Below are 16,386 nucleotides of genomic sequence, written 5' to 3'. Positions count from 1 at the left end.
GGTTTATGCTTTTCCGTATGGTAGCTATTCTACGGAATCAAGGCAAGGCAAACCACACCAGTCGCTGGGTAGATCAAGGCGGCTCCAGGCTCAAGGGTAAGGAGGGTTGATGGAAAAAATTCTTTGGATAGCTGAGAAAGAATCCCAGCTGTCTCAGGGTGTATTCCCTGTGCTCAATGGACACACATCTGACCGCGGGGCAGGCTGGACAAAACACGGTAATGACTGGTGCGTCTGGCTGGATGGGCATGCTTTTCAGCAGGCGACGCCTGATGACTATCTGCCTGACGATCTACCTAAAACAGGCAAGGGTCGGAAAATCTGGCGGATGGAGGACCTGCCGATTATCCCACCAGAACAAAACTGGAAAATTCTTCCTGATCCTCGCAAACGGCCCCGGCTCAGCAAGCTAAAGGAGCTTTTGGCCTGGTGTGACGTTGTGTACCACCTCGGCGATCCCGACAGCGAGGGTCAAAGCCTGGTGGATGAGGCGCTTGAGTACTTCCGCTGCCGCAAGCCTGTTAAACGGGTTTTGATCAACGACTACAACCCCAGCAAGGTCCGCGAGGCCCTCGCTAACATGCGTGACAACTCTGATCCACTGTTCAGGGGATGGCGGTTGTGGGGGCTTGCTCGGAGCCGTTACGACTGGCTCTTGGGCATGAACGGTACGCGGGCGATGACCCTTCGGGGGCGCGACATGGGTCATCAAGGGCTGTTGCCCGTTGGTAGCGTGCAGAGCCCTTTGCTCTACGTAGTCCGTGAGCGCGACCGCGCGATCGAGTCTTTCAAACCTGTCCCTTATCAAGACATCACCGCCGTATTCACGACCAGCGCCGGGATTGAGATTCGCGGCCGCTGGGTGCCACAAGAATCCCAGACTGGCCTGGATGAATCCGGCCGGCTGGTAGACGAGGAAGTTGCGAAACAGCTTCTTGCACGGCTGCAGGAAGGCGTGCCCGGGGAAGCCTCGATCATCGAGCACTCGATCACTGACAAGAAGAAAAAACCTCCACTTCCCTTGTCCATGAATGAACTGCAAATGGAGGGTTTCAGCCGCTTCGGCTACACCGGTGACGAGGTGATGGAGGCTGCTCAAAAGCTCTACGACACCTATAAGGTCATGACATATCCTCGAACCGATGTGCGCTTCCTTTCTGAAGCTCATCATGCCGAAGCCCCCGGCGTGATCGCTGGCATCATGCAGCTGCGGCCAGATCTGCTGGCTATTGCTCGTGAACTGGACCCTGAGCGCAAATCAGCAGCCTTTAATGACGCGAAAATGCGTACCCCCACGGGCGAGCCAACCCCGCACCACGGGATCATCCCGTCAACCCCGGAAAATCCAGTCAATTCAGCTGATTGGTCCGAGGCTGAGCGGAACGTGTATGACATGGTGGTCCGGGCTTATCTTGCCCAGTTCGCTGCCGATTACCGGTATCGCTCGATGCTGTTGCGCATTGGCGTTCAAATTGGCGAGGTCTTCGGTGCAACGGGTGTCTGCCCAACCGATCAAGGTTGGAAGGCTGTGTACAAAGAGCCTCCGCCGCTGGACGGTGCGCCTGTCGAGGAAGAAGGGCCAGAGGGTGAACTTCCTGACGTGAAGTCGGGTGATTTGCTGCAGTGGCTGGAAGTGAATGCGACAGGCAAGGTAACCACCGCGCCTCCGCGTTTCGACGACAATATGCTGCTCGATGCGATGAAGAACTTGCATCGGTACGTAGACGATGCGGAGTTGAAAAAGCGGCTCAAAGAAGGGGAGGGGATCGGTACTACAGCCACCCGTGCAGGCATCATCGCCGACATGAAGCGGCGCAGCTTGTTCGTGCCTGCGGGAGGAAAGGGCAAAAAGCTCATGACCAGCCCCGAAGCCAGAAGCCTGATTGACGCGCTACCCATGCGCGTTAAGGATCCCGCGCAAGCCGGTGCTTTCAAACGTTCGCTGGATCAAGTCGCAGACGGGGCCATGAATCTGAGCGACTTCATGCGCTATGCCGAGGAGTTCGTTCGGGACGTTGTTGCAACTGCCAAAGCCGCGTCTATTACACCTCTCCCGCCCGCAGCCGGCGAAGGCGTTCCCTGCCCTAACTGTAAGAGTGCTTTGCAGAACCGGGGCAAGCGAACCATGTGTTCCAGCTGCGAATTCGTGCTTTGGCACGAGGTTTCGGGTAAATCACTCACTCCAGGCCAGATCGAGCTGTTGTTGGTGAAAGGTGAAACACCAGTCATCAAAGGGTTCGTGAGCCGCCAAAAGCAGTCGAAGTTTTCCGCGAAGCTGAAGCTGGACACCGCCACAGGTAAAACGACATTCGTATTCGACTCGGCACCGAGCATTACAGACCGCTCAGCGCCTGTAGTACCGGCGATGTCATCCATCAAGCTTGAGTGCCCGCGCTGCTCAGGTGAGATTGCAGCGGTACCTGGACACTTCCAATGCTCAGCTTGCCAGTTCAAGGTCGGCGCAGTCATCGCCAGTCGGCCGCTGAGTGCCGCAGAAGCGCAAACGCTGTTCTCGAGCGGAATGACGGAGAAACTCTCGGGTTTTCTCAACCGTGACAAGCGCCCGTTCACCGCTCACCTGAAGCTCAACCGGGATAGCTGGAAAGTGGAATTCGACTTCGGCAAGAAGGCAAGCTGAATGAACACTGAATTCTTGACCGAACACGACAGGCAGCTGTTGGCCCATAAACAGGAATTCCAGGATCTGGTGCTCAAGCATATGCGTGCCCTAAGTGCGCTCGAGTGGATGAGGTTCAGAACGATTGCACGGGACAGTTCCGCCTGGGGTGATGCAGCTGCGCGCAACCTCTACAAGCATGACGATGTGTTGCAAGCATCCTGCAACTTGCCAACGCTGCGCCTGGGCGACCTGCCTAAGTCCTTCTCTGCCGGTGCCACAGTCATAGGCGAGGTCGAGGGACAGCCGGTGCTCTATTTCGAGGGCACCGGCTATTACGCATGGGCTTTGGCTCCTGAATCTCCAGTTCTAGAAGCGTCAATCACATACCCTGCCTACCCGCCAGGGTGGGCAGAAGGAGAACGTTCATGATCCGTCGCACACTATCGATCCTGCTGCTGATCCTACTGGCCGGTTGCGACCAGGAACCAGGCTCACCGAGGGAACCTGGTGAACATAGGGAAGTGATCCAGGGGATGCACACCCAATTCATCAAAGTCACCGAGGGGAACAACCAATGGTTCGAAATGGCCATTTCGGTTGACGAAAGCAATACGTTCCGCATGCCAGTGTTCTTCGCTGAAGATGGCAAACTGGTTCGTGTCGATGACAAGCAAGCTCGCAAGGTGTTCGATCGGTGGCTTAAAGAACGGGCCAAGGGGATCGCAGCATTCAGCTCAGTTGACGAGCAGGTAGGCTTCAAAGGGCCTTTTCTGGCGCTCGACGTCAAACGGTAGGGATAATCATGTTTAACGCGACCGAAATGAAGGTGGTCCCGGCCTACTTTGCCAAGAGTGATGCAGGCGATCCGGTGCCTTTCATCGTTACCCTGATGCTGGTGGACGCAGACTACAAACCTGCTTTGCCGCCGGCAGTGGAAGCCTCGATCAACCGCACGGTGGAAATTACAGGTGCCGAGGGTGTGGCATTTGCAAATGTCTATGACACCGATGATCTACGGGCTGTAGCGACCCGCAGCATCAATCGAACGCGTGGTCTCAAAGACTTGGCCATTGTGCTGTTCAGGTGCCAAAGCGCACCAACTGCAGAACAGCTGATGACGGTGCTGAATGACTCATACGAGCTGGCCTTGGTCAAAGCCAGCGCCGCGGGGGTCAGCGATGAATAATCGGATCGTGCGATTCCTAGTCGGGGCGCTGAGTCTATTAGTGGGCCTGGCCATGGCGGTCAACTATCACTTCAACGAACTTCGCCCCTTGAATGAAGGGTTTCAGTCAGCATTATTTATGATGCTTGGCCTCGCCTTGATCTACAAAGCCTCGAAACCAGCTAAGAAGGACAATGCCATGCCGGCACAGTGGACGGACCAACAGCTTGCGGCCTTTGAGGCAGCGATGGAAACCATAGGCAACATGATCGCCCTCAAAGCCCGTGATATCCACGCCGAGCGTAGCAAGGGCGATCCGAATCAGGCTTTGATTGATCAGCTTCGGGCCGAGCAAGCTGAGCTCGTGGTTGAGCGGTCGCAACTCCGCATTGACGACTCAGTGGCGGTAGCGCACGCGATCGAGCGCTACGGGCCGATCGTCAAAGCATCGGTTTGAGGGGTAACCTCATGCCATCTCACGAACAGGTCGGACTAACCGTTGCTCAGGCCCAGTCGATAGTGGATCGATTCATGGCTGAATATCGTGGTCACATAGGCGTGACTGCTATCATCAAGGCCACGCAGGAGGAAATTTATGGACCCGACGCCGCAAGAGAAAAAATCGGATATCGAATCGACGCAGCCTACCACCCAGCAAGAGCCCTCTTTACCCTTGCCGCTTCCAATATGGGTGATGAAGGGGCCGTCAAGCGAGCGCTGCGCCACGAGCTCCTCGGGCATTATGGGCTCAACACCTTCAATCCCGAAGAAAAACGAGAGTTCCTGGATCGCGTTCTTGAAACGCGCGGTGAACCTTCACTAGCCCACATATGGGCGTACGTCGACGAGCACTATGCCAAGCTCCCCGACATTCATCGTGCGGAAGAGGTCTTCGCATTTGTCGCAGAGGAGGAGCGTTCGTTCCTCGGTAAAGCGTGGGACCGTACCCGCAGTTCCCTACAAGGCTTGTTAAAGGCCGCAGGGCTAACAGACGGGCGACTTACTATCAGCGAGCTGCGCATCGAAGCTCAGGCAATCGCTGCAGGTATCAAGGAAGGACACCGACAGCAAATGACGTTTCCCAAGGACGACCAGTCGCAATTTCGGCTGTCCCCCGTTGAGCATGATGCCATTTTCGACGACATCGCCATGCTGGCACTCTCCACTACCAAGCCTGTCAATCAACCAACGGCCGTGCTCCTTGGGGGCCAACCTGGTGCAGGTAAGGCCGGGCTCAGCAGTAGAGCGCTGGATGAGTTTGGCGGCAACACCATCAAGGTTGATGCCGATGAGCTGCGCAAGCACCATCCGCAGTACCTGCAGCTTATGCGCGAGAACGATCGTATGGCCGCGGATCGCACTCATCCAGATGCCGGCGCCTGGTCGGTAAAGCTGACCAATTTGGCGATAAAGAATCGCCGCAACTTGCTTATCGATGGCACCATGCGTGACCCCGACAGCCTCGCAAAGCTTTGCTCACGCCTTCACTCTGCAGGGTATCGCGTCGAAGCCCGGGTACTGGCCGTGGACCCTCTGGTCAGTCGCATGAGCATTCATATGCGCTACGAGCTTCAGCGCGAGTCCAACGGCTTCGGCCGCTGGTCAAATCGAGACAAGCATGACCAGGCCTACGCAGGTCTGCCGGTAACCGTAGAACGGTTAGAAGCAGACAACCTGGTCGACACGCTGCAGGTATTCAGCCGCAACGGCACGGAACTGTATGCGCGTCGTCTCTCCGAAGGAGACTGCGCACCTGCAGGTGGCCGACAACGCATCACCCAGGAGCGCGAGCGAGTTTGGACTCCCGAGGAGATCCGAGGCTTCAGTTACAATCTGGAAATGATCGAAGGGAAAATGTTGGTGCGTCGAGCGGCCCCCAGCGAGCATGCCGAGCTGGATGGCATCCGATCGGAATACCGTCACAAGTACCCGACCGACCTTAGCCAGGGTGATTTCTTGAGGCGACCTAAGCCGGGCTACTGAGAGTACCCTTTAAAAACAGCGAGTTAGAGACACGCATTGTCGCGCTTTCAGTAGTTTGTATAATGACTATTATACAAACTGAGATAGGAGGCGACGGCAATGCCTAGAAAACGGCGGCAGACCCCAGAAAATCAGGGGCAGATGACGTTCGATTTCGCTTTTCAAGAGACGGTAGATACGATCGAGGACCTACAAGCTGGCCTCGATTCCGACGAAGACCAAGGAGACCGCCATTATGATCACCAATCAAACACAGCCCCTGGAAATCTCAGCGCGAGTTCTGAGCCAGCAGACCCTCGCATCGATCCGCCAGTCGCCGTCGTTCAGCCTCCAAGGCTGGAAGATTCTCGACCGCTGGGCTCTGAACAATCCAGAACGCCTCAAGTCGCTGGAGCTGCAGGGCGAGCTGCAATTGCTCAGCCGGCTTCTGGATCAGCAAGCCTTGGAACTGACAGCCATCAACAGCCTGCCGGTGGAGAGCAAGCAGGGGCTGACAGAGCACGAGATCCTGGCAATGCTGGAGATCGAAACGGACCTGTAACACCTACTGACTACGCGATCAGCAGCGCGGACGGACTCGGTTCCGGCGGAGCGAAGTCAAAATTCCGCGATAATATCGCTGCCCTACAGCTGCTGCAGGTGTTGCACAAGGAAGGCCGCGGCCCTACTCCCGATGAACAAGCCACACTGGTCAGGTATGTGGGCTGGGGTGGGCTGCCCCAGGCTTTCGATCATCGAAATGATGCTTGGCGAACCGAGTACCAGGAACTGTCCACCTTGCTGGGCCAAGATGAATACGAGAGGGCCAGGCGCTCCACTCAGGACGCGCACTACACTTCAAGCACCGTCATCGCTGGCATTTACGAGGGACTGGAGCGCCTTGGTTTCAAGGGCGGCAAGGTATTGGAGCCAGCTGCCGGCACCGGCAATTTCATCGGCCTGATGCCTGCCGAAATGCGGCGCAACAGCCGCATCACTGCCATCGAGCTTGACCCGCTCACTGCGCAAATCGGCGCCCATCTCTATCCGTCGTCTACCTTCATCAATCGTGGGCTGCAGGATGTGGCTATCCCAAGCGCATACTTCGATGCCTGCGTTGCGAATCCCCCCTTCGGATCGCAATCGCTTTATGACCCGCATCACCGCGAATTGGCAGGCTTCTCGATTCACAACTACTTCTTGGCCAAATCGCTCAACACGCTCAGACCTGGTGGTGTGATGGGAGCGGTGGTGAGTCGGTACTTCCTCGATGCCGCCAACAGCAAGGCGCGGGAACATATCGCGGATACGGCTCACTTCCTGGGGGCGATTCGCCTACCCAACACAGCGTTCAAAGAAAATGCGCTTACGGAAGTGACAACTGACATTGTGTTCTTCCAGAAGGCGATGCCAGGCGATAGGCCTGAGCGGCGCTGGGTGGATGTCGGTGAAATACGAGATCGCGAAACCGGTGAGCCGATCACGATCAACCAGTATTTCATCGACAATCCTGCGCAAATGGCCGGCCGCATGGCCCTTACTGGGAAGATGCGCCGCGACGCCGCTGATTTACTGGCCGAGCCAGGCCAGGACCTGGCAGCGGCGATCACCGCCAGGCTTCAAGTATTGCCTGCAGGTGCTATGCGCAACCTCGAAGTTGACGCAACTGGTGAAGACGAACCAGGTCAGGAAGGGAAGCCCGAGGTCGACCTCCCCGCGAATACCAAGGTGGGCTCCTACTTTGTTACCGCCGACGACCAGCTGGCTCGCCGCTTGCCTGATCAGCTCGCAACCCACGACTACCAGTTCATAACGCCTAAAACAGAGCGAGCTGGCCAGCGAATTCGTGGAATGATCGAGGTGCGGGACGCGCTGCGCGCTTTGATGAATGCTGAGCAATCCGTTGATCCTCAGGATCTGGACAACTTGCGAGGACATTTGAATGGCCTTTACGACAAGTACGTTCGCCGGCATGGTCATCTGAGTAGCCAGGCCAACCGCCTGGCGATGGGGGAAGATCCTGAATATCCCCTGCTGAACGCATTGGAAAGCAACTACGATCGCGGCGTTTCGGCAGATATGGCGCGAAAGCATGGTGTACCGGCGCGCAATCCCTCTGCGGATAAAGCCGCCATTTTCTCGCGCCGAGTGATGAGCCCACGTGAAGAAATACGCCACGTTGAATCGGCTAAGGATGCACTGGTAGTCAGCATGAACCAGGTAGGGCGTGTCGACCTCGAGCGCATGATCCGGCTCTGCGGTCTCACTGAGGCTGAGCTGCTTCGGGACCTGAAAGGGCTGGTCTACTTCAACCCTGGCAAGGATCGCTGGGAAACCGCCGATCAGTACCTGACCGGAAATGTGAAAGCCAAACTCAGGGGAGCGGAACGTGCTGCGGAACACGATCCCAAATTCCTGGAAAACGTAGAGGCGCTGCGGCCAATTCAGCCTGCAGACATCGAGCCGATCGACATTTCCGTGCAGTTGGGTTCAACCTGGGTACCGGCGAAGACAATCGATGATTTCGTCGTGCACCTCATGGGCGATGTGCGCCGGCGCATCGACTACCAAGAAGCCTTGGGCAAATGGATGGTGAATATCTCCGAAGGGGATAACACAACCATGCGCGTAACCTGGGGCACCGATGCGTACCCTGCGAACAAGCTGGTGGAGGCAGTTTTAACAAACCGGCCGATCCAGGTGAAGGTAGAGGTCGGAAAGGACGATCATGGCCATCCGATCATGCAGGTTGATGAAACTCAGACTGCAGCAGCTAACCAGAAGGCCGACGAGATCCGCGCTGCGTTCACCGACTGGATCTGGGAGGATCAGGATCGTCGAGAATCCCTCGCGCGACTCTACAACGATCGCTTCAACACCAATATTCCTAGCCGCTACGATGGATCACATCTGCAGCTGCCTGGTACTTCGCTTGACATCACGCTCCGGCCACACCAGAAGGACGCGATCTGGCGCGGCATTCAGGACGGCACAGCACTTTTCGATCACGTGGTCGGCGCCGGCAAGACGCTCGTGTGCGTCGGCACGGTGATGGAGAGCAAGCGGATGGGGCTGTTCCGCAAGCCAATGGTGCTGGTACCGAACCATCTCCTACTGCAGTGGAAAGATGCCTTCTACGATCTGTATCCCAACGCCAACGTGCTGGTAGCAGAGAAGACGGATTTCAAGAAAGAAAACCGCGAGCGGCTGTTTGCCCGGATTGCTACAGGGGACTGGGATGCAGTGGTAGTGGCGCACAGCTCGTTCAAGAAAATCGGTATGCCACCTGAAACGCTCGAGGAGTTGCTGCAGGAGCAGATCCAGGACCTCACGGACGCGATTCTCGACCTCAAGAGCAGCCAGGGCGATCGCGTGACCATCAAAGAGATGGAGAAGGCAAAGGAACGGATGACCGAGCGTCTGGAGAAGAAAGCCGACACCGGTTCGAAGGACCAAGCCGTTAGCTTTGCCGATTTGGGTGTTGATGCCCTGGTTGTCGATGAGGCTCAGGAATTCAAGAACCTGTTCATCACCACCTCGCTTAGTCGGGTATCGGGCTTGGGGAATCTGGCAGGCTCGGAAAAGGCATTCGACCTTTTCGTTAAGTGCCGTTACCTGCAGCAACGGAACGACGGCCGCGGCGTGTTCCTTGCCACAGGTACCCCACTGAGCAATACGATCGCTGAGCTCTATACCGTGCAGCGATACCTGCAGTACGACGAGATGAAAGCCCGGGGCATCATTCATTTCGATGCCTGGGCTTCGACTTTCGGTCAGGTGGTAACTGGTTGGGAGCTGGACGCTACCGGCGTTAACTACAAGCTCAACTCGCGTTTTGCAAAGTTCCAGAACGTCCCTGAGCTGACAGCGATGTATCGGACCTTCGCCGATGTGATCACCCGCAAGGACCTCCAGGACCAGGCCGAAGCCCGCGGTACCCGATTCCCGGTACCAAAACTGAAAGGCGGTCGCCCGCAGAACGTGATTGTGGATCGATCTGAGGCTCAAGCCTGGTACATGGGCATTCAGCAGGAGGCAGTGGACACAGATGGTAAACCCCTGCTGAAAGCGGATGGATCGACATTTAAGTCATGGAACGAAGGATCCATCATCCATCGCATGGAGCATCTGCCGAAAGACCCACGTCTCGATAATCCGTTGAAAATCACCAATGACGCGCGTAAAGCGGGTTTGGATTTCCGACTAATCGATCCAGGAGCCGGGGATTTCTTGGGCAGCAAAGTGAACGCGTGTGTCGATCAAGCGTTCCGCATTTGGGAGGCCTGGGACGAGCGTAAAGGAACGCAGCTGATTTTCTGCGACCTTTCCACACCGAAGGGTTCAAAACGTCCAGAACAGGCTCCTGTGAGCTCAGAGGAAGAGGAGGAGGGTGAGGCCTCGATATCGATGGACGATATTCTGGCTGGGTCCAGCTCGTTCAGCGTGTACGACGATATTCGTTCCAAGCTGCTCGCTCGAGGGATCCCGGCGAACCAGATTCGCTACATCCATGAGGCCAACACGGACCTGCAGAAAGCCAAGCTCTTTGCTGAGATGAATGCCGGTGAGGTGAGGATCATCTTGGGCTCTACGGCGAAGATGGGCGCCGGCATGAATGTCCAACGTCGACTAGTTGCCCTGCATCACCTAGATGCACCCTGGCGCCCAAGCGACTTGGAACAACGCGATGGCCGCATCGAGCGGCAAGGTAATTTGTTCTATGAGATGGACCCTGACGGATTCGAGATCGAGATTCTGCGCTACGCGACGAAGCAGACCTACGATAGCCGCATGTGGCAGACCATCGAGTTCAAGGCGGCAGGCATCGAGCAGTTCCGCAAGGGCGACAGCCTCCAGCGAGTGATCGAGGATGTGGCCAGCGAAGCAGCCAATGCCGCCGAGATGAAAGCCGCCGCCACTGGCAATCCTCTGATCTTCCAGCAGGTGCAGATCGCGGCCGACCTCAAGAAGGTGGAAGCATTGTTCTCCAACTTCAAACGTGGCCAGCACTCTCTTGACAGCCGCATTGCGTGGCTGCGTGACGCCGACACGCGTGCCGATCGAGCAATCGCCCGCTGGTCGAGTGAGATTGAGCGTCGCAATGCCGGCACCAAGTCAGAATTCGAGTTTTCGGCAAATGGCAAGACGTTTAAGGACGCCGACAAGGAAAGGCTGGCCGCAGTTTTTGCCGGCGCAATGAAGCGTGCCGTCGAGCGCCGGTCAGAAGACACATTCCAGCGCGCAGAGCTGGTGCCCGTAGGTAGCTATCGTGGTTTCGAAGTTCAGGTGTCGTGCGAGCGGCAGAAAATTCACTTCACCGTCACCGGCCGGGACTCGTACGAGCCGGACAATCTGGTTTATCGCGTCGACGACAAGTTCAGCATTAGTGGATTCATCAGCCGGATGGACAACTTCCTGGAGCGTCTGGAAGGTTGGAGGGATGAGGCCGAATCTACAAGGGGACGCGAGCTGTCGGAGCTCAACAAGGCGATCCAGGAGAAGGCGAAGCCCTTCCAGCAGCAGACCAGACTCGACTACCTGCGCGAGGATGCCCGGGATGTGCTCAGGGAGCTTAAGCTGATGCAGGCTGATGACTCCTATGTGTCCAAGTGGGAGCCAAAGTCAGTCCTCCTGCAGGGTTCCGCAGCACCAGGGCGGAGTAAAATGCGGGCGTAAAGTAAAAGGGCGCCTGAGGCGCCCTTTTCATTTCCACTTTCAGAATGTTATGTGCGTTGATGGGAGGTCTGTTTCCCTCATCACCTCGGCGGCTCGGTTTTCCCAGTAACGAACAGGGGCCGAAAGGGCGAGCAGCGGGATTGGAGCGCCCATCAATGCAACCACCGTCCAAGTTTGAAGCACGAGCTCTACTGAACTGGGAACCCAGCCGTAGGGATAGGCCACTGCCACGTAAACGGCGAGCAAAAGAGCCGCGCTTCCTACAAGTGAATGCAGGGCAATTTTTGCTACAAAGACCGCCCAGGCTTTGACCACAGCATAACGGTTAGCGGGGTCAGCCTTTAGAGCCGCAATCGTGCTACTCAAGGCGACCTGATGGTCCAGCCAACGTTCTTCTAGTCGATTCTTAAATTCTTCATCCATAAGCACAATTCTCAACAATGCAAAGGGCAGGGACGTCAACCCAGGTTGCCCGAAACATCCAATGCCTGAATTCCTCAACAGTTTGCCCACTTTTCTCCTGCAGGTTAGCAAGCAAACCCGATAGCCTCTGCTCCAGAACTCCCCCGGCTTCTTCCTCCTCATATTGCTCGAAGTAATCACCGTAAGGGTCTTCTGGCTCAAAGACCTGCGAAATGTGGGAGCGGTGTTTCCAGTGGTAGTACTGATGGTCCCGCCACCCCTTGGGGAATCGAGTGGCAAGCTCGCTCCAATCGGTCAAGCTGTAATGATCGGGGTAATTGCAATCTGCGTTGGATGTGTAAACCCAGTACAGCCTGCCCAAGGCCGGATGAACTGTGCTGACAAAAACTTCGCTCATGGCTGGTCCTCCTTTGCCGTTACTGCGCGAGCCGTCACCTGCACTCCGCAAACCAAAAGCCCGCTATCGCGGGCTCCATGGCATTTACTTCCAGACTTCATTCCAATTTGTCGATGAATCCGCCGCGTCACTCGTGTGTCCAACCTCGACGGGATTGCTGATGTGCGTATCACCGCTACCAACCACGGTACCAAGACCTGTGTCGTTGACACCGGTCTGATTCACAGCATCGGTAACCGCCCCATTCACCTCACTCATGACACCATTGATCTGGCCGTTGACTTCGGAGATCACACCGTTGACAGACGAGCTGGCGATCGAGCAAACCTTGTCCTTGATCATCTGCCAGATGGCCGACAGATCGGGGAACGAGGTTGTGCTGAAAATGCCAGTGATCCCCCCGACACATTTGCCCAAAATGTCAGACGAGGTTTGCGCTGCTGTTTGTGTGGTGTCGGCCGCGTCCTGATCTCGGGCCAGGCCGGCCTCACCACCACGCACTGCAGCCTCGCCGCTACGGCAGGTGGCAGCATTGGCTGTCACAGCCGAGCTCAGCAGCAACACAACGAATAACGCGCGGGTCAGTGTTTTCATACCAGTCCTCCAAGAACATTCAGCGGCCAGGAGCATCAAGCTCGAGCCCGGGGTTTAACGGTGGTTTGCGCCGGGCTTGGCTGTGCCTTCGCGGGCTGTGCCGGCGCTTCGGGCTTTGGGGAGGCGCTCGATTTCTCCCGCTCTTTTCGTTGCTCGAGGAAACCCAGCTTGCGGTGCATATCCGCATCAACGTGCTTGGTGACCTTCGCCTTGAGGATCTGGTTATCGACGTTGAAAAGCACCTCATCGAAGTACACAGCTTTCCCGTCGCCGCGTCGATTGACTGCGTTACCAAATCCAATCTGCGTCCATTTCTGGTCGCTGCCATCATTGTTCGGCTGGGACAGGGTGATGAAGTTTGGCTTGATCTCACCAGTTCCAGGTTCGGGGTGCCGCTCGTTGATGAACGCGAGCACCTGGTGCTTCTCGCCGTTGATCTTCACGTACCCTTGCAGGTAATCACCGCTGCCCTGGTAGAGGAGCACTGTGGTGTCGTACTGGTCGTTATCCAGCTTGGTCACACCGCGAAGGATGAGTTTCTGTTCCGCATTGCTGTCAGCGTTTGCCATACCGACCTCCTGAGGAGTGGTTGAATCACTGGTTGTAGCGCCGGAAATATCTCCGGGAACACCGGAGTTGCTCGAACTGCCTTGAAGGCCAGCGCCGAAGCCTTCAATCTCGGGAAGGGGGGTGGGATCATCCTTGATGAAGGAATTGGCCATGATCCAGTCGTACTCATTCACTGGTGCTGGAACAGGACGGCCTGTCTTGTCGAACCAGTAGTACTGGTCGGTCGCTGGCTCTGGTCCAAGAGCGGCCAGGTCGTGCTCCAGCTCATCGAGCGACTTGCTCCAGGTGTTGATGGCCTCCGACTGATCGCGCCACCAGACGGCGGCGTTTACCGCAACAAGGTTCTCAGCCCGTTGCAGATCGGATTCGCCAAAAGGCACACCCTCGGTTGCCTGGAAATGTTGATGCTCGACCGCGGCTGCAGCCACATCACCAAGCTCCACTTCATCAGTAGGAAGAGCGTCCTCTCCTGTACGGTCCAGTGTTCTGGACTTCTCGTATTCGGAGATCGCACATGCAAGCACAGCAGCATCTGCTGCAGGTTCGTTGGCCAATAACTGCGCAATGCGCTGACCATTGAGGAAGGTTGCAGGAGCCCTCAAATCCCTGCCGGCCCCGGTCAACTCTGTGTGGATACCGGTCGGCTGATCTTCACAGTCAAAGTAGGCAATTGTGTAGGTAACACCATCGACCCGTTCCGACTCGGGCACTAAGCCAATCTTTGCGGTGTAGCCGTGCTTGGCAGCCTCGCTGTTCAGCAATTCCCACCTGGCTGAAGGAGTCGTATTCTGGTCATACGGATACTGGCTGTAGCTATCGAGCGCGAATGACTCCAAAACTTCCGCCGGTACCGAATTGGATGGGGAACTAGGCGCCTGATCTGCGCCTTTATGGGTTTCCAGAGCAGCCAGGTAAGCCGCATCAGACTGTTCAATCGCCTTGATGACTTCTTCCGGATCCCAGGAATTTTCTATCTGGACCATCCGGTCAAACACATCGCTGCCAACCTCTGGCAGTGGTCCAAAGCGCTTCTCAGCGTCCGCCAGCAGCTCTCTGGCGATGGCGTAACCCTCGGATGCCTCCATCTGCCCGCGGAAGTGCGTATTGAGCTTACCGACCTCACTCTCAAGCTTGGCATGGAAAGCAGCGCGGTATTTTGCTTCGGCCATGCAGCTTTCGATTGTCTGCAATCCTTCCGGTGAGCGGTCATGTTCCCACATGACGGCCATTGCATGATCCTCGGCCCGATACGGCAGCAAATCGGGGTAGTCATTGATATCACCGGGCAGACCGACTGACTCAACGAATCTCGCATCCCGCCCAGCCACTGTCAGGGACTCAACGGCCAAGGGCTCGACTGGAGGAGCCTGCTCTAGATCTGCTTTAGCAAGCAGAACGGCTTCCCATTCATTGCGATGAACCGTTTTTTCTTCGTAGCGCTCTACACGGCCATCGCTACCACGCACAGGCACTTCTACAGTTACCTGCTTACGTCCCAGGTTGTTCAACGCGACGGTATCGCCTGGAGCAATTTCGTTTTCGCGGAACACTCGAGAAAGGTCCACTCCCCAGGTAACACGTTCTTCGCCGTCGCTATTGCGCAATTTCACGAAGAAGCTTTTGCTCTGCTTCTTGTCGAAAAGGTAGGGCGCCGGCCCGAAATCAACGATCACACCCTCGCGGGCATTAACAGGAGTTGGATCGGTTGCGGCCGGTACTGGGGATGTCGTCGGACCTTCACTGGGGGTGCCCACCTTCTCACCGGTCGCTTCATCTGACGGCTTCGGCGCTTCAGCTTGCGGGGCGTTTTTGTCTGGTACAGCCGCTATGGGAGGCAAGCCGAGCAGCTCGCGTCGAATGGCTTCCTGGGCAGGGTTATTGAGTTCGACCGGAACCTCATGTTTGATCAGGACTTCGATCGCTCGGCGCTTGAATTCTTCACTGCCCGTAAGCTCGATTGAGCCACCGAACTTCTGTTTAGCCATGTAGAGGCCGGCCAGGATAGCCATCTCATCATCTTTGGCTTCAGCCACCATGAGGATTTGCTGCCCATGGTCGATGAAAATGGGCTTCTCATGGAGGGAATAGAGCACGCTACCGTCGCGCCGCTCCTTGTAGGTGATGTCCTTCAGAAGCTCACTGATCTGGATTTTTGGATCCTGATCAACAGTTTCTTGATCTAGATCAGTATTTCCCCGCCCAAAACCGTTACCGAGTGCTTCATTCCCCTCCAATCGCGAAATAATTTCGCTGTAAAGGGCCTGGTCTAGTTCCTTTAGCAATTCCGCATATGTATCGTATGCGAAAATATTCTGATAAACGCTAGTTGCTGCATCAGCTGTATTCTTGGCGTCAATCGAGCGCCATGACGACAGGTCTGCAGCGACCCAATGTCTGACCAACGCAGTAGGGACGGCCGCGGCTTCATCTTCGGATGGCTGGCTATTCAGCCAGGCCTGGTACGCCTCAGCACGACGCGCAATAGCTTCACGGGGAGAGGCCTCAGCTGCCTGTGGCGAATTCAATCGCTCATAAACAGCCTGGCGGAACTCTTGCATCAAGGCTTCGCTTTCTTCGCTCATGGCAATCCTGCCTCCTTCCGGATGGTGGGGTAGTCCGTTGCCCTGAGCCCCCGTAAAGGGGCTGGGTAAAGTTGGGTTAAACGCGTCGCTCTGGGCTGGACCGTGACTGCTGAAATTTCGTATTGTGTATATTATTCAAAATAAAGCGGAATGGGAAGCTCCGCTCCCTAAGGCCCAGGAGGGCTACGTCTGCTACATTTGAGGGGATCAAATGTCCATTGGAACTGATGAAATTCAGCCAATTTGTGGGACGGATTTGGAGAGATGGCGGATCGAGAACGGTCTGACCAAGGTTGCCGCTGCTGATGCCTTTGGCCTGCAGAAAGCGAAATGGGAAGAGCTAACAGGCCCGGAAAAGTCGGCTGAGCAGATCAACGACCCCGTGGTGGCTATGCTG

Annotated in this window: 12 protein-coding genes and 1 pseudogene; 9 read left to right on the top strand and 4 right to left on the bottom strand. The window is 56.3% G+C overall.

From position 1 onward, the window contains the following. Positions 1–109: 109 nt before the first annotated feature. From NPS58_RS28790 to NPS58_RS28755, 8 genes are all read left to right on the top strand, one after another. The gene (locus tag NPS58_RS28790; RefSeq protein WP_108222965.1) at positions 110–2,638 is read left to right on the top strand and encodes a type IA DNA topoisomerase; all 2,529 of its coding nucleotides are present in this window, start codon (positions 110–112) and stop codon (positions 2,636–2,638) included. Continuing rightward, positions 2,639–3,049, top strand: a complete 411-nt coding sequence (locus tag NPS58_RS28785; protein WP_108222964.1) for a hypothetical protein — start codon at positions 2,639–2,641, stop codon at positions 3,047–3,049. Beyond that, entirely contained in the window at positions 3,046–3,414 is a 369-nt protein-coding gene (locus NPS58_RS28780) for a hypothetical protein (protein ID WP_108222963.1), read from the top strand. The genes NPS58_RS28785 and NPS58_RS28780 overlap by 4 nt, the downstream gene beginning before the upstream one ends. Positions 3,415–3,422: 8 nt before the next feature. Beyond that, entirely contained in the window at positions 3,423–3,806 is a 384-nt protein-coding gene (locus tag NPS58_RS28775; protein WP_108222962.1) for a hypothetical protein, read from the top strand. Between the two features lie 52 nt (positions 3,807–3,858). Then, the gene (locus tag NPS58_RS28770) at positions 3,859–4,242 is read left to right on the top strand and encodes a hypothetical protein (RefSeq protein ID WP_274118575.1); all 384 of its coding nucleotides are present in this window, start codon (positions 3,859–3,861) and stop codon (positions 4,240–4,242) included. Between the two features lie 11 nt (positions 4,243–4,253). Next, positions 4,254–5,768, top strand: a complete 1,515-nt coding sequence (locus NPS58_RS28765) for a zeta toxin family protein (RefSeq protein ID WP_108222961.1) — start codon at positions 4,254–4,256, stop codon at positions 5,766–5,768. Positions 5,769–6,003: 235 nt separating this feature from the next. After that, positions 6,004–6,309, top strand: a complete 306-nt coding sequence (locus NPS58_RS28760; protein ID WP_054913746.1) for a hypothetical protein — start codon at positions 6,004–6,006, stop codon at positions 6,307–6,309. Between the two features lie 98 nt (positions 6,310–6,407). Then, positions 6,408–11,423 (top strand): DEAD/DEAH box helicase family protein, encoded by a 5,016-nt coding sequence (locus tag NPS58_RS28755; RefSeq protein ID WP_121757924.1) that lies wholly within the window; start codon positions 6,408–6,410, stop codon positions 11,421–11,423. Between the two features lie 39 nt (positions 11,424–11,462). Here NPS58_RS28755 and NPS58_RS28750 read toward each other — a convergent pair whose 3' ends face one another. From NPS58_RS28750 to NPS58_RS28735, 4 genes are all read right to left on the bottom strand, one after another. Next, positions 11,463–11,846 carry a hypothetical protein gene (locus NPS58_RS28750; RefSeq protein WP_121757923.1) on the bottom strand — a complete coding sequence of 128 codons (384 nt, stop codon included), beginning with the start codon at positions 11,844–11,846 and terminating at the stop codon, positions 11,463–11,465. After that, complete coding sequence (locus NPS58_RS28745; RefSeq protein ID WP_121757922.1) at positions 11,839–12,243, bottom strand: hypothetical protein; 405 nt, start codon at positions 12,241–12,243, stop codon at positions 11,839–11,841. The genes NPS58_RS28750 and NPS58_RS28745 overlap by 8 nt, the downstream gene beginning before the upstream one ends. An 84-nt stretch (positions 12,244–12,327) precedes the next feature. Then, the gene (locus NPS58_RS28740) at positions 12,328–12,837 is read right to left on the bottom strand and encodes a hypothetical protein (protein WP_108222911.1); all 510 of its coding nucleotides are present in this window, start codon (positions 12,835–12,837) and stop codon (positions 12,328–12,330) included. 35 nt (positions 12,838–12,872) lie between these two features. Then, complete coding sequence (locus tag NPS58_RS28735; protein ID WP_274118574.1) at positions 12,873–15,989, bottom strand: LPD7 domain-containing protein; 3,117 nt, start codon at positions 15,987–15,989, stop codon at positions 12,873–12,875. Positions 15,990–16,200: 211 nt separating this feature from the next. Between NPS58_RS28735 and NPS58_RS28730 the strand changes: the two are divergent. Beyond that, a pseudogene (locus tag NPS58_RS28730) lies at positions 16,201–16,386 on the top strand (hypothetical protein); the annotation flags it as partial.

Origin of the sequence: Pseudomonas putida (genome assembly GCF_028682455.1) — a bacterium.
In the GTDB taxonomy this organism is placed as follows: domain Bacteria; phylum Pseudomonadota; class Gammaproteobacteria; order Pseudomonadales; family Pseudomonadaceae; genus Aquipseudomonas; species Aquipseudomonas putida_AA.
The sequence above is the reverse complement of the archived record's forward strand: the minus strand, read 5'-3'. Positions and strand labels throughout refer to the sequence as shown.

Coding starts and splice junctions, on each gene's coding strand:
- NPS58_RS28790 (WP_108222965.1), top strand. CDS start 110: ATGGAAAAAATTCTTTGGATAGCTGAGAAAGAATCCCAGCTGTCTCAG.
- NPS58_RS28785 (WP_108222964.1), top strand. CDS start 2,639: ATGAACACTGAATTCTTGACCGAACACGACAGGCAGCTGTTGGCCCAT.
- NPS58_RS28780 (WP_108222963.1), top strand. CDS start 3,046: ATGATCCGTCGCACACTATCGATCCTGCTGCTGATCCTACTGGCCGGT.
- NPS58_RS28775 (WP_108222962.1), top strand. CDS start 3,423: ATGTTTAACGCGACCGAAATGAAGGTGGTCCCGGCCTACTTTGCCAAG.
- NPS58_RS28770 (WP_274118575.1), top strand. CDS start 3,859: ATGGCGGTCAACTATCACTTCAACGAACTTCGCCCCTTGAATGAAGGG.
- NPS58_RS28765 (WP_108222961.1), top strand. CDS start 4,254: ATGCCATCTCACGAACAGGTCGGACTAACCGTTGCTCAGGCCCAGTCG.
- NPS58_RS28760 (WP_054913746.1), top strand. CDS start 6,004: ATGATCACCAATCAAACACAGCCCCTGGAAATCTCAGCGCGAGTTCTG.
- NPS58_RS28750 (WP_121757923.1), bottom strand. CDS start 11,846: ATGGATGAAGAATTTAAGAATCGACTAGAAGAACGTTGGCTGGACCAT.
- NPS58_RS28745 (WP_121757922.1), bottom strand. CDS start 12,243: ATGAGCGAAGTTTTTGTCAGCACAGTTCATCCGGCCTTGGGCAGGCTG.
- NPS58_RS28740 (WP_108222911.1), bottom strand. CDS start 12,837: ATGAAAACACTGACCCGCGCGTTATTCGTTGTGTTGCTGCTGAGCTCG.
- NPS58_RS28735 (WP_274118574.1), bottom strand. CDS start 15,989: ATGAGCGAAGAAAGCGAAGCCTTGATGCAAGAGTTCCGCCAGGCTGTT.